At 65.7% G+C, this 13,408-nt stretch carries 13 protein-coding genes; 6 read left to right on the top strand and 7 right to left on the bottom strand.

Going from position 1 to position 13,408, the window contains the following annotated elements; translation table 11 throughout:
* Positions 1-124: 124 nt before the first annotated feature.
* On the bottom strand, positions 125-1,057 hold the full coding sequence (locus tag ACQR0W_RS25165) for a sugar kinase (protein ID WP_315714595.1): 933 nt from the start codon (positions 1,055-1,057) through the stop codon (positions 125-127).
* Positions 1,044-2,081, bottom strand: a complete 1,038-nt coding sequence (locus tag ACQR0W_RS25160) for an SPFH domain-containing protein (protein WP_316171193.1) — start codon at positions 2,079-2,081, stop codon at positions 1,044-1,046. The genes ACQR0W_RS25165 and ACQR0W_RS25160 overlap by 14 nt, the downstream gene beginning before the upstream one ends.
* A 106-nt stretch (positions 2,082-2,187) precedes the next feature.
* Here ACQR0W_RS25160 and ACQR0W_RS25155 point away from each other — a divergent pair, with 106 nt between their 5' ends.
* On the top strand, positions 2,188-2,928 hold the full coding sequence (locus ACQR0W_RS25155; RefSeq protein ID WP_316171194.1) for an NUDIX hydrolase: 741 nt from the start codon (positions 2,188-2,190) through the stop codon (positions 2,926-2,928).
* Between the two features lie 120 nt (positions 2,929-3,048).
* On the opposite strand, the gene ACQR0W_RS25150 is transcribed toward ACQR0W_RS25155, so the two are convergent.
* A complete protein-coding gene (locus ACQR0W_RS25150; RefSeq protein ID WP_316171195.1) occupies positions 3,049-3,615 on the bottom strand; it encodes a hypothetical protein in 567 nt (188 codons plus the stop codon).
* A 345-nt stretch (positions 3,616-3,960) separates the two neighbouring features.
* Between ACQR0W_RS25150 and ACQR0W_RS25145 the strand changes: the two genes are divergently transcribed.
* Positions 3,961-5,187: a CaiB/BaiF CoA transferase family protein gene (locus ACQR0W_RS25145; protein WP_316171196.1), complete on the top strand. Its 1,227-nt coding sequence runs from the start codon at positions 3,961-3,963 to the stop codon at positions 5,185-5,187.
* Positions 5,188-5,317: 130 nt separating this feature from the next.
* On the opposite strand, the gene ACQR0W_RS25140 is transcribed toward ACQR0W_RS25145, so the two are convergent.
* Positions 5,318-5,545 (bottom strand): hypothetical protein, encoded by a 228-nt coding sequence (locus tag ACQR0W_RS25140; protein ID WP_315827321.1) that lies wholly within the window; start codon positions 5,543-5,545, stop codon positions 5,318-5,320.
* Between the two features lie 110 nt (positions 5,546-5,655).
* The gene (locus tag ACQR0W_RS25135; RefSeq protein ID WP_316171197.1) at positions 5,656-6,324 is read right to left on the bottom strand and encodes a TetR/AcrR family transcriptional regulator; all 669 of its coding nucleotides are present in this window, start codon (positions 6,322-6,324) and stop codon (positions 5,656-5,658) included.
* Positions 6,325-6,555: 231 nt separating this feature from the next.
* Here ACQR0W_RS25135 and ACQR0W_RS25130 point away from each other — a divergent pair, with 231 nt between their 5' ends.
* Positions 6,556-7,791 (top strand): acyl-CoA dehydrogenase family protein, encoded by a 1,236-nt coding sequence (locus ACQR0W_RS25130; protein WP_315749560.1) that lies wholly within the window; start codon positions 6,556-6,558, stop codon positions 7,789-7,791.
* Positions 7,792-8,071: 280 nt separating this feature from the next.
* Positions 8,072-9,130: a phosphotransferase family protein gene (locus ACQR0W_RS25125; RefSeq protein WP_315714587.1), complete on the top strand. Its 1,059-nt coding sequence runs from the start codon at positions 8,072-8,074 to the stop codon at positions 9,128-9,130.
* A gap of 116 nt (positions 9,131-9,246) precedes the next feature.
* Here ACQR0W_RS25125 and ACQR0W_RS25120 read toward each other — a convergent pair whose 3' ends face one another.
* Positions 9,247-9,528: a hypothetical protein gene (locus tag ACQR0W_RS25120; RefSeq protein WP_315714586.1), complete on the bottom strand. Its 282-nt coding sequence runs from the start codon at positions 9,526-9,528 to the stop codon at positions 9,247-9,249.
* 302 nt (positions 9,529-9,830) lie between these two features.
* Between ACQR0W_RS25120 and ACQR0W_RS25115 the strand changes: the two genes are divergently transcribed.
* Complete coding sequence (locus ACQR0W_RS25115) at positions 9,831-10,787, top strand: phosphotransferase family protein (protein ID WP_315714585.1); 957 nt, start codon at positions 9,831-9,833, stop codon at positions 10,785-10,787.
* A 958-nt stretch (positions 10,788-11,745) separates the two neighbouring features.
* Here the strand turns inward: ACQR0W_RS25115 and ACQR0W_RS25110 are convergent.
* Positions 11,746-12,531 (bottom strand): SDR family NAD(P)-dependent oxidoreductase, encoded by a 786-nt coding sequence (locus ACQR0W_RS25110; protein WP_315827325.1) that lies wholly within the window; start codon positions 12,529-12,531, stop codon positions 11,746-11,748.
* A gap of 146 nt (positions 12,532-12,677) precedes the next feature.
* On the opposite strand from ACQR0W_RS25110, the gene ACQR0W_RS25105 reads away from it, so the two are divergent.
* Complete coding sequence (locus ACQR0W_RS25105) at positions 12,678-13,385, top strand: histidine phosphatase family protein (RefSeq protein ID WP_316171198.1); 708 nt, start codon at positions 12,678-12,680, stop codon at positions 13,383-13,385.
* Positions 13,386-13,408: the final 23 nt, after the last annotated feature.

Here is a 13,408-nt window from a genome sequence, read left to right as displayed (position 1 = left end):
GACCCCAAAACTGTCAACTATGTCCCCGAACAGGTGTAAGCTATGTCTCCGGGCTGAACACTGCGCTCGCAATGACGTGGTGAGAGCGGGGCGTGCCATGAGCAGATCGACCTGCTGAATCGGACTACACGATCAGCCGGCCCTGTCGCTCCGCGATCCCGATCACCGCTTCTGTCCCCGCATTGAAATCGAGGTGATCCGCCTCGATGCCGTCGGAGAAAATGACGCCGTTCTCGGGCATCAGCGAGCGCAGGCGCAGTGTTTCGGCGCCGTTCAGCCCTCCGCAGACCAGGGATGTCTGTGACGTCTTGCTCGGGAACGGCTCGCGCACGGCAAAGCGCAAGCTCCGGGCGTCCCAGGGCAGGGCGGTGTAGTCGCCGCCCGTCGTGGGGCTGCCGAAGTTGCCGGCGATCGCCAGCGCGCCGGTGACGATGCTCTTGAACCACGCAGTCGAGCCGAGTCCGGTCGCGACGATCAGGCCGCTGGAGGACTGCCGCTCCTGATGCTCGCGGGTCGCGATCTCGTAGCGGGCCGAGACATGCGTGCGCGCGCCGATGAAGAGGTCGTTGACCGCATGGAGCACCTGGCCGTCGGCGAGGCTCGCGCGCGCCATGGTCACCGCCTTGGCCGCGCGCCGGTCGGCAGCAACCTCCGGCAGCAGGCTCGCGAGATCGGCCGGCGCGAACGGCAGCAGCACGCCGTCATGCCGGGCCGCGTCCGGGTTCAGGCCGAGCAGCGGCTGGCCGTCGAGATATTTCATGGTGTTGGCGACGAGCCCGTCGGGGCCGAGCGCCGCGACGATGTCGGCGGGGCCGAAGATGAAGTTCGGCAGGAAGCCGCGGTCGACGATCTGGTAGCGGCCCCAGCGCTCCAGCGTCTGGACGCTGGTCAAGCGCGCGGCCTGGTAGGCCGCGTGCTCGCGTTCGTAGTCGGAGAAGTCGGCGCCGAGATGCTCGACATAGAAGCGGGCCTGGTCCGCGGTGAGGAATCTGGTGATCAGCTCCTCGAGCCGCGTTCTCCTGACAACCAGCACCACCTTGCGGTCATTGCCGGACACGGGCGGCCTCCGCGGGCTTCTGCATCAGGCTGTTCAGGAGCTCCGGCGAGACGTTCAGCTGCCCGATCTTCTCGGCCTTTTCGGCGAGGCCCGAAAACGCCTGCGCGATCAACTGGCCGGGTTGCATGCCGGTGGCGGCGAGCGCCTGGATCACGCGGGTGTCGACGCCCTCGAAGATCTTCATCAGCGCGCCGACGCGATAGGCTTCGGCATCCGCCAAAGTGCGGGTGTTCGCCGCATTCAGCGACACGAAATCCTTCCGCTTGGCCTCCAGCCCGATATCGGCGACCATGCCGGCCTCGCGCAGCTCGTTCTTCTTCGCGGCGACGCTGGCCTCCGCATCCATCTGCGTCTCGCGGATCGAGCGCTTCTTCTGCTCGACCGCGATCTCCGTGTCGAGCTCGCTCTCGCGGATCGCCCGCTCGCGCTCGACGGCGAAATTGCGCCGCGCGAAGATGGCTTCGTCCGCGGTCCTCAGGATCGCCTCGCGCGCCTCGGCCTCCAGCGCCTTGGCGGTCTCCGGCGTCGGCTTCACCGCGCGCACGGCGACGCCAAGGATCTCCAGTCCCAGCGCCTCGATGTCGGCGCGCCGCTTCAATCCGGCCGCAATCGTCTCGGCGATGCGGTCGGAGGCGCGCAGCGCTTCCTTCAGGGTCATGTCCTTGACGGCCTGCTGCGCCAGCACCTCGACCGCGCCGAGCACGCGCTGCGGCAGCTCCTCCGGGTCATCAGACTCGTAGGTCTTGCCGTCGCGCTTGAGCGTGAAGTTGAGCATCGCCGCCGCCTTCCTCGGCTCGCCGATGCGGTAGGTCACCTGGCCCTGGATCGTCAGCGTCTGAAAGTCGCGGGCGATCTGCTGGAAGATGAAGGCGGCGTCGCGGCTGCCGATGGGGATCGCGACCAGGGAAGTGGCGGGCCCGTAATAGAAGGTGGAGAGCCCGGCACCCTCCTCGACCACGCTGCCGGCGCGGTACTTGAGGAGATAGGTGGTGGGTTGGGCCTTGATGAAGCGTAAGCCGAACATGGCGGCCTCCTGACGTTCAATGGATAAGTGTGTCACACCAACTTAGTAAGTTGGACAGTACAACTAAGTATGCTAGTGTCAAGGGACAAATTCGGGGGCGGACGGTATGGCAGCACGGCAGGGGCAGGGCGGCGGAGCGGCTGCGAGGGCGGGCGGACTGGATTTTCCGCGGCCGCTGACCACGGTGGACATCGTCATCTTCGCGATCCGGCTGGGGGCGCTGCACGTGCTGCTGGTGCGGCGCGGCCACGGCGAGGGAGAGCCGTTCCCGGACGCGTTTGCGCTCCCGGGCGGCTTCGTCGATGTCGACAAGGATCGCGATCTCGAAGCCTGCGCGCGGCGCAAGCTTGCCGAGAAGACCGGCGTGATCAGCACCTATCTGGAGCAGCTCGGCAGCTGGGGCAGTGCGCACCGTGATCCGCGCGGCTGGTCGGCGACGCACGCGTATTTTGCGCTGATCCCGGCGTCAGCGGCGGAGGCCGCGCTCGCGGCCGATGCGCAATGGTTTCCGCTCGCGGGCATGAGCGTGAAGCCGAATCTCGCGTTCGATCATGCCGAGATCCTGCAGGCCGCCGTGCAGCGGCTGCGCAACAAGGTCGAGTACACCTCGCTGCCGGCCTATCTGATGCCGGAGGAGTTCACACTGCCCGAGCTGCAGCGGACTTACGAGATCGTGCTCGATCGTCCGCTGGAAAAGAGCGCCTTTCGCACCCGCATGCTCTCGGCCGACCTCATCGAGCCGATCGCCAAGATGCGCAAGGGGCCGAACCGTCCGGCGCAGCTCTATCGGCTGAAGGCGGCGGCGGCGCCGGTGTATTTCGCCAGAACGTTCAACGCGCCGGATTGACGGCGTGGTCGCCTCTTCCAGCCCCGCATGAGCGAAGCAACATGCGGGTCTCACGCGGAGTCTCGGAGAACCCGGATGTCGCTGCGCTCATCCGGGCCAAACGGCTCCATCTCTCGCCGGTCAGGCCGAGAAGTCCACCACCAGCGACTTGCTGGTCGAGCTCGACGAACTCGTGCCGCTGGCGCTGTAGGATGAGGTCTTGCTGTTGTTCGAGCTCTGCAGCGCCTCGAGCAGCTTCTTCAACAGCTCCTCGACCTGGGACGAGGACGATGAAGACGACGAGGAGGAGGTGCTCGACGTGGTGTCGGTGCTGGAGTCATCGCTCGGCGGGGCCGGCGGCGGACCGCCGGCGCCACCTGCGCCGCCCGGACCGCCGGAGAAGGCGTTGGCAAATACGTTCTTCAGCTCGGTCGCCTGGTCCGAGGTCAGCTTGCCGCTGTCGACCTCGCTCTGGATGAGGTCGTCGATCTTCGACTGCATCTCCTTGGGCGACGGCGGCGCGCTGGAGCTCGACGATGACGACGAGCTGCCGCTCTGCAATGCGGAATCGATGTCGTCGAGCGCCGACGACAGCGCAGTCTGGTCGGCGGAGCTGACCTTGCCGGCCGAGACTTCCTTGGTGAGTTCCTGCTTGAGCAGGTCGAGCGGCGAATATCCGCTCATGGAGGATGCAGAGATCGACGTCATGGCGTGCTCCGGGGTGCGACATCAAACCTGCGTCCAGGTGCGACCGGAACGCTTAACAGCTCCTTGTTCCGTGTTTCTGGATGTGTCCCGCCGCAGGCTGCACACAAAACGAAGCAAGAAAGTCAGCATGGCTGCGTAGCCCGGATGAGCGCAGCGACATCCGGGTTCGGCACGAGCGCCGGTGGAGACTCCGGATGTCGCTGCGCGCATCCGGGCGACGGTCCGCGGCAAGGCGGCATGCCGCCAGCGCAATGCTCCGGCGCGGGAAATGGTGTATCCGCGGTGACAGGCGGGGCTCTCGCTCGGGATGTCCGCCACAAGGAATAAAGCTCCCGGAGGAACTCCATGTCGGCCCTGCCGCTTTCTGGCATCAAGATTCTCGATCTGACCCGCGTGCTGGCCGGACCGCTGTCCGCGCAGATGCTGGCCGATCTCGGCGCCGAGGTGATCAAGATCGAGCGGCCCGGCACCGGCGACGATGCGCGCGCGTTCGGTCCGCCCTACCTCAGGGACCCCGATGGCAAGGCCAACAACAACAATTCCTTCTACATCTGCGCCAACCGCAACAAGAAGTCCGTCACGGTCAACATCGCCTCTCCGGAGGGGCAGGAGATCATCCGCGCGCTCGCCAAGGACTGCGACGTGTTCATGGAGAACTACAAGGTCGGCGATCTCAAGCGCTATGGCCTGGACTATGAGGCGATCCGCGCCGTCAATCCCGAGGTGATCTATTGCTCGGTCACCGGCTTCGGCCAGACCGGGCCGTATGCACCGCGGGCGGGCTACGATGCGATCTTCCAGGCCATGGGCGGGCTGATGAGCGTGACCGGCCACATGGACGGCGAACCGGGGGCGGGGCCGATGAAGGTCGGTCCCTCGATCGTCGACTACATGACCGGCATGAACACCTCGATCGGCATCCTCTCCGCGCTGTATCACCGCGACGTCAATGGCGGTGGTGGCCAGCACATCGACGTCTGCCTGTTCGACACCGTGATCGCCTCGCTGTCGCACTACGCCCAGATCTTCCTGATCAACGGCAAGTCGCCGCCGCGCCGCGGCACCTGGGGCAATGGCGGCATGCCGGCCGGCGTGTTCCGCTGCACCGACGGCGAATTGATGCTGGTGGTCGGCAACGACGCGCAGTTCGCGCGCACCTGCGCGGTGTTAGGGGCGCCAGAACTGGCGACCGACCCGAAATTCGTCAGGAACAACGACCGCGTCGTCAACGGCAAGGAGATCATGGCGATCTTTGCCGGCCTGTTCCTGAAGAACTCGGTGGCGCATTGGCTGGAGGAACTGGAGAAGGCGGGCGTGCCGTGCGGGCCGGTCAACGACTTCGCCCACGTGTTCGCCGATCCGCATGTCCGCTCGCGCGGCATGGAGGTGAAGGTCGAACACCCGTTCGAGCCGCATCTGTCCCTGATCCGCAACGCGCTGACCTTCTCCGGTACCCCGATCACCGAGTATCGCGCGCCGCCGCTGCTCGGCGAGCATACGCAGGACGTGCTGTCGGGGCTCGGCTATGATGAAGCGAAGATCGCGGCGCTCAAGCAACAGGGCGTGTTGTAACCGGGGCCAACGCGCCGTAGCTCGGCCGAGCGCAGCGACATCCGGGATCGCCAGGACCGCCGGTGAAGAACCCGGATGCCGCTGCGCTCAATTGGGCTACGGGCGTTACGTTCGCGGCGAGTTCACGGTCTCAATGGACGTGATGATGCCGTCGGTGCTTCACACGAGGCTTGACGGGGGTGGGCGCTTGCGCCGTCGGCGCGCCAAGCTGCTGCCGCGATTCCTGCAGGCGGCGCTGATAGCCGGGTGAATTCATGATGCTGGCGGCGGCGCCGCGGGCCAGCACCGGCTCGCTGGCGGTCACCATCACGAGCGCCGACGTGACGAAGGCGAGCAGCAGGTTCGGTCGGTGCGTCACGAGTGGACTCCGTGGTGGATGGTGGGATCTCGTCGCCCGGATGAGCGCAGCGATATCCGGGGTTCCACAAGCTGCCGCGATGAACCCGGATGTCGCTGCGCTCATCCGGGCTACGGGCTGCGCGCTGCAATCCTGGCCTTCGACTTTGCCGTCTGATCGCGCGTGGTCAAGCCGAGCACGGCGCCGCGCACCACCCGCGCGATCACATCCTCGACATCGTCGAGGTCGCATCGGCCGTCGGAGAGCTTGGTGAGGCGCTCGCTCTCGCGGATGGTGTGATGCGCCATGGCGAGCGCAAAATGCAGGCCCCAGAACAGATCGACCTCGGAGCTGTCGGGCAGGGCGCGCTGCATCGCGCCGGCGAATTTGCGCAAATGGTCGATTTCCTTGGTCTTGATGCGGCGAATTGGCGGCACCGATTCGATCGAGGCGCGGATCATGAACTGCGCCACCGCCGAGCGTTGGTTCTCAGGGCCAAGGCAGCCGCGCAGGATCGGGCCCACGAGGGCGCGCAGGATGTCGGAGATGTCGGCGCGACCGCCGCCCGCATCCTCGGCTTCACGCAATTCGCGCAGGCGCTCGCGGTTGAGCGCGATCGAGCGGGTCACGAACAGTTCGGCGATCAGCTCGTCCTTGGAGCCGAAATGATAGTTCACCGCGGCGAGATTGACGTTCGCCTCCGCCACGATGTCGCGCAAGGTCACGTCGGAGAAGCCGCGTTCGGCATAGAGCCGCTCGGCGGCGATCAGGATCGCAGTCCGGGTCTGGTCGGTCGCCATGCTCGTCCTCCCGAACGATGAAGCGGGGTGGGGAGTTGCGTTTCAAACAATTGTATGAAACTATTGTTTGAGACGGCCGCAATGTCAATCACGGTTCTTCCGTGGGGCGACATTTCGGCGCTGCAGCGACGGTTCGCGCGGTCGTGTCGCGCAAGATCACACTTGCACGGACGCCGTGGGCGGGCCGACACTGCGGCCAAAGTTTCAGAGGAAACACCCAAGGAGAGTCCCATGGACTTCACGATGTCGGCGAAGCAGCAGGAATGGCTGGAGCGCGTGCGCAGCTTCATGACCAAGCATGTCCGCCCGGCGGTGCCGATCTACAAGCAGCAGGACGCCGAGGGCGACCGCTGGAAGGTGATCCCGATCCTGGAGGACCTCAAGGCCAAGGCGAAGGCGGAAGGCCTGTGGAACATGTTCATGCCGCCGTCGCCGCATGAGGACGACGAGTTCCGCGGCGCCGGCCTCACCAATCTCGAATATGCGCTGCTGTCCGAGGAGATGGGCCGCATCTCCTGGGCGTCCGAGGTGTTCAACTGCTCGGCGCCCGACACCGGCAACATGGAAGTGTTCATCCGCTACGGCACCAAGGAGCAGAAGCGCAAATGGTTGCGCCCGCTGATGGACGGCGAGATCCGCTCGGCCTTCCTGATGACGGAGCCGGCCGTGGCCTCGTCGGATGCCACCAACATCGAGACGCGGATCGTGCGTGACGGCGATCATTACGTCATCAACGGCCGCAAATGGTGGTCGTCGGGCGTCGGCGATCCCCGCTGCAAGATTGCGATCCTGATGGGCAAGACCGATCCGTCGGCCGCCAAGCATCAGCAGCAGTCGCAGATCCTGGTGCCGCTCGACACCCCCGGCATCAAGGTCGAGAAGATGCTGCCGGTGTTCGGCTTCGACGACGCGCCGCACGGCCACGCCCAGGTGCTGCTCGAGAACGTCCGCGTTCCTGCGGAAAACATTCTGCTCGGCGAGGGCCGCGGCTTCGAGATCGCGCAGGGCCGTCTCGGTCCGGGCCGCATCCATCACTGCATGCGCACCATCGGCAAGGCCGAGGAGTCGCTGGAGAAGATGGTGCGCCGGCTGATGACGCGCCAGGCCTTCGGCAAGAAGATCATCGAGCATTCGGTGTGGGAGCAGCGCATCGGCGAGGCCCGGACCAACATCGAGATGTGCCGGCTGTTGTGCCTCAAGGCGGCCGACATGATGGACAAGGTCGGCAACAAGACCGCCCAGGGCGAGATCGCGATGATCAAGGTCGCTGCCCCCAACATGGCGCTGAAGATCATCGACGACGCCATCCAGGCGTTCGGCGGCGCCGGCGTGTCGGATGATGCGGGTCTCGCCAAGGACTACGCCAACATCCGCACGCTCCGTCTTGCCGACGGCCCGGACGAGGTGCACAACCGCGCCATTGCCCGGCTCGAGATGAAGAAATACGCCAACGAGCCGCGGCATTGAGCGTCGACTTCTAGGGTGGGCAAAGCGTCCGTCGCCGCGCAGAGCGCGGGGGCGGATGCGTGCCCACCCACTTTCGAGTTCAAGCCAACAGGGTGGGCACGCTTCGCTTTGCCCACCCTACGAATTCTAATGCCGAGCGGTGACTCACCACTTGCGTCATTCCGGGGCGACGCGCAGCGTCGAACCCGGAATCCAGAGATGGGTCCGCCAAGATAGAGATTCCGGGTTCAGCCCTGCGGGCTGCCCCGGAATGACGAACACGTGAGAAGGGAGCCTCGTCGTGGCCGACGGCGTCAAGAAGGACGAAGAATTCTCCGGCACCAAGCCGGTCGAGGAGCGGCATCGTTTCGACGAGGCCAAGCTCGCGGCCTGGATGGCCGAGCATGTCGAAGGCTATCAGGGCCCGCTGACCGTGCTGCAGTTCAAGGGCGGCCAGTCGAACCCGACCTATCGTCTGAACACGCCGGCGCGTTCCTACGTGCTCAGGCGAAAGCCGTTCGGCAAGCTGCTGCCGTCGGCGCACGCAGTCGATCGCGAATTCCGCGTCATCGCCGCGCTCGGCAAGCAGGGCTTTCCGGTCGCCAAGGCCTATGCACTGTGCAACGACGACAGCGTCATCGGCGCTGCCTTCTACATCATGTCGATGGAGGAGGGCCGGGTGTTCTGGGATCCGACCCTGCCGCATGTCGCAGCGCCCGAGCGGCGCGCGATCTTCACCAGCAAGATCGAGACCTTGGCCAGGCTGCACAGTTATGATCCGGCGGCGATCGGCCTCGCCGACTTCGGCAAGCCCGGCAACTACTTTGCTCGCCAGGTCGACCGCTGGACCAAGCAATATCGCGCCTCCGAGACCGAGCATCTGCCGGAAATGGAGAAGCTGATCGAGTGGCTGCCGCGCACCTTGCCGGCGCAGCAGCGCGTCTCGATCGTGCATGGCGACTACCGGCTCGACAACATGATCTTCCACGCGACCGAGCCGCGCGTCATCGCGGTGCTCGACTGGGAGCTGTCGACGCTTGGTGATCCCATGGCGGACTTCACCTATCTGCTGATGCAGTGGATCATGCCGGGCCTCGACGGCGTCGACCTGAAAGCGCTGAACATCCCGACCATGGAAGAGGCGGCGGAGATCTATCGTGGGGTCACCGGCACCGAGCTGCCCGATCTCAACTGGTACTTCGCCTACAATCTGTTCCGGCTCGCCGGCATCCTGCAGGGCATCATCGGCCGCATCCGCGACGGCACCGCCGCCAACGACAAGGCGATCGAGTCGGTCAAGCGCATGGTGCCCATGACCAAGCAGGCCTGGTCCTATGCGCAGAAGGCGGGGGCGGTGTAGTCTCCTGTAGCCCCGGATGAGCGAAGCGACATCCGGGGTCACACGCGCTGCGGCGATGAACCAGGATGTCGTTTCCGCCCATCCGGGCTACGAATTCCGCGCGCCGGCTAGGCCAATCACCGCCCACCGCCGCCGCCGCCACCACCTCCACCGCCGCCACCGGCCGTGGTCATCGCGCCGCTGTAGCGCGGATCGGTCTGCTTCATGTAGATCGGCGAGGTGTCGCGGCTCTGACGGCGCATGGCTTGCTGCACCTGGACCTCGGTGCCGCAGGCTGTCCAGGAGACGAGCTCACAGCCCGGCCACTGGAATTCACGGGCGCTTGCGTTCGTCACCAGCGAGCCAGCCGCCGTGGCGGCCATCAGGGTGAGCAGCGCGAGTTTCGATAGTCTCGACATGTTAACCATCCTTCGTTTCGGCGAGGCCGGAATGGTCCGCTTGCGAGGTTCGACGGCGGCTCGGAGAAGGGGGTTCGAGGACGTGGGCGTAAAAAATCGCCGGTCATTAGGGGGGCATGCTTGAACCCGAGCGTGGCTCATGGCGACGCGATGGTCTTGCCGCCACGCTCCATCGACACGGGTTGGTCCGCGCGGCGCATTGACCTGACTGCCGGGAGCTTGACCACGACGGGCGCGCGCAGCTAGGCACTGTCGTCGCTTGCCATCTCGCAAGAATGTCCCGCGAGCGGAGCTTTGCTGCCATGTCGCCGGTGTCCATTCGCCCGGATCTCGAGGTCGATCCCGCAACCGCCGATGCGATGCTTGCGCGCGCGGAGATCGACGCGCGGGTCGCTTCGGTGTCGCTGTTGCATGGTGGGGAGATCAGTGCCGTGTATGCGCTGGCTCTGCAAGGCAGCCAGCCGTCGCTGGTGCTGAAGATCTATCCTGACAGCATGAGCTGGAAGATGCGCAAGGAGGCGCGCCTGCTCGATCTGGTCCGGAACCGCCTGCCGGTGCCGGCGCCGCGGCTGCGCGCGGCGGACGCCTCGCGCGAGCTGATCGGCCTGGACTACGTGATCATGAGCCGGCTCGACGGCGATCCGCTCGGTCCTCTCGAACAAGCGCTGTCCGCGCCGGAGCGGCGTGAGGCTTTCGAGCAGGTCGGTCGATTGTCGCGTGCCTTTCACGACATCGCGATGGATGCGTTTGGCTACATCGGCGCCGACGGCATCATGTCGGGCCATGCCGACAATCGTAGCTATCTCACCTCTCAGTTCGAACGCAAACTGGGCGAATTCCGCAGCCGCGGCGGGCCGGCTGATCTCGCCGCGCGCATCGCGCGCCAGGTGGCCGACGCGAGTGATCTGTTCGCCGCCTGCGGCGCGCCGGTGCTGTGTCACAATGATCTTCATCCCGGGAACGTGCTTGCGCGCGTCACCGGGGGCCGGGTCGAGCTCACCGGTGTGGTCGATTTCGAGGGCGCGCTGGCCGGCGACCCGCTCAAGGATGTCGCCAAGGCGATCTACTATCTCTCGCCGGAGCAGCGCGAGGCGTTTCTGGGCGGCTATGGTCCGATGAGCCGAACGGAGATCGAGCCGACGCTCGCGATCTATCGTCTGCTGTTCTCGCTGGAGCTGTGGTGCTGGTATCGGCAGTTTGGGGCGGCCGAAAAGCTCGCGCCGCTCATCGAGGACCTCGACCGCCTTGTGAGCGGCTAGAGCATGATCCGGAAAAGTGGAAACCGGTTTTCCGAAAGGATCATGCTCAAACAAAGAGATCCGATCATGATGCGTTTCCTTGGAAACGCATCATGATCCAGGTCCGTTCGGCCAACGCTTGCCCGTCGGGCAAATCGGCATGTGAGCGTGGCGTTGTCGGCCCCGCGCAGGCTGCGGTTATGACTGCAATCATCGTCGCCGATGAAGAAAGTTCGCGAGCGCGGTCAATGTGATGGTCTCGTCCAGTCCGGAAGGCTAAAAGATTTCGCTTTCGCTTTTTCGGAATTTGTGATCTGATGCGCTCATCCCGTCCCACCGAAGGGGCGTTGCGCGCGATCGTCACGACACGCGGGGCGGGGAGCGGTGGCCGCGATCATGTCGCAGCGTGTCCGGAGGGATGCGCGGACGAACGGCATGGCGCGGACGTGAAGTCGCAGCGTGCTGGCACCCCGATGCTGGTGCTACGTCGCGACGGCGCTCGCGCGCCGCGCGGACAATGGTGGCCAGAAAGCCCGGCGCACCAGGCAGACTGCGTATAAGCGTGAAGACCATCGCGCAGGGAAGGCCGGGCGTTGTCCGGCTGCACCTGTGGTACCTGCCGCCTGCATTTTTTACGCAGGCGGGCCGCAGGCGTCAGCCGACGCCTGGCCTTCCCTGCGCCCTTCGATGGAAGGGCGGTGAAATTCAGGATCACTCGCGCGCGGGGGCGTCGCGAGATCGCTCACGCATGTCGATGAGTTCGACAGCGAGCGATTTGTGGGGCGCGATGCCGGCAGTCCCAAGCTCGTCATGCCCGGGCTTGTCCCGCCTGCGCGGCCGAAGCCGCTTCGGCGCGGCGAAGGCCCGGGCATCCACGTCGCTCCTCGCGTGCCGACCGACGTGGATGGCCGGGACAGGCCCGGCCATGACGGATGACAGAGGAGAGGCGATGTCGACACCAGTGCGAGGGGCGACAGCGCTAGATCGGTTTTCCCGCGTACGGCATCGACGCCGTGAGGCCGCCGTCGACCGGGAAAGCCTGGCCGTTGACGTAGGAGGCCTCGTCGCTGGCGAGGAACAGGGCCATGGCGGCGATCTCATGCGGCTGGCCGGCGCGCTTCAGCGGATTGAGCTGGCCGATCTTGCCCTCGGTGCCGCGCTCCTTGGCGCCGTCGAAGATCGGCTTGGTCATGCCGGTCTCGATCAGGCCGGGACACACCGCGTTGATGCGCACGCCAGTGCCGGAGAGGGAGTACGCCGTGGTCTGCACCAGGCTGATGACGCCGGCCTTGCTCGCCGCGTAGGGATGGCCCGAGGCGCCGGATTTCAGGCCCGCGACGGAGGCCGTGCAGACGATGGCGCCGCGCTGCTGCCGCACCATGTGCGGCATCGCGTATTTCACCGCGAGGAACGGGCCGATCAGGTTGATGCGCAGGATCTCCTGCCAGTGCTCGACGGTCTGCTCGGCGATCGGGATCAAGCCGCCGGAGATGCCGGCATTGGCCCAGATCACGTCGAGCTTGCCGTAGGTCGCCACGGCGCGGTCGATGAAGCCCGAGACATCGGCCTCGGAGCCGGCGTCGGCGAGCACGGCTTCGGCAATGCCGCCCTGCTGCTTGACCATCTCGACCGTCTCCTTGACGGCCTCGCTGCGATCGACCGCGATCAGTCGCGCGCCTTCTTTCGTGAACATCAAGGATGCGGCGCGGCCGATGCCGCTGCCGGCGCCGGTGATGATGACGGATTTGCCTTCGAGGCGGCCCATGTTTCCTCCTGCTTCAATTGTGATCAGTTGCGTGCCGCGCAACGGAATTCAAACGCCGTTTCAAACGTGCTGAGATCGCCAAGCGGCTTGAGACGATCTGGGCCTTCACGTACAGCGGGAGACGAGCGGAGGGAAGGGTTTGAGCGATGTCGGCTGATGGAACGAAACCTTCTGTCGTCACCACGCGCTGGTGGTGGGTGCGTCACGCGCCGGTGCGCAGCGACGGCGGCAACATCTACGGCCAGTCGGACATCGCCTGCGATACCTCCGATCGCGAGGTGTTCGAGGCGGTCGCGAAAATCCTGCCGCGCAGCGCGGTGTGGTATGCGAGCAATCTGATGCGTACGCATCAGACGGCGGAGGCGATCTGGGCCGCCGGATTCCCGCGTCCCGCAGCTATGATCAGGGAGGCTGCTTTTGCCGAGCAGCATCTCGGGCAATGGCAGGGCATGAACCGCGCCGCGTTCCTGGCCAGCCGTCCCGCGGGCAGCCACTGGTTCGCCGACATCGATGAGCCGGCGCCGGGCGGCGAGAGCTACATGGATCTGTACACCCGCGTGACAGCGGCGATTGCGCGCATCACGGTTTCGGAAGCCGGCCGCGACGTCGTCGCCGTCGGCCATGGCGGCACCATCAAGGCGGCAGTTGGCCTGGCGCTCGGCGGCCTGGTCGAGAAAGGGCTCGCCTTCGACATCGACAACTGCTCGGTGACCCGGCTCGACCACATCGTGGCCGGCGAGACGAGTACTTGGCGGCTGCCGATGGTCAATCAGCAGCCCTGGATCGCGGACGCCGCGCACCGCGCGATGCACCAGCCGGCCGGGCCGGAGGTGACGACGAGCAAGCTGGCGTGAAACGAGATAGTGAGTTGCTATGC

The sequence above is a fragment of the Bradyrhizobium sp. HKCCYLRH1034 genome (genome assembly GCF_051168375.1).
Classification (GTDB): Bacteria; Pseudomonadota; Alphaproteobacteria; order Rhizobiales; family Xanthobacteraceae; genus Bradyrhizobium.
This window is presented reverse-complemented; position numbering and strand designations above follow the sequence as displayed.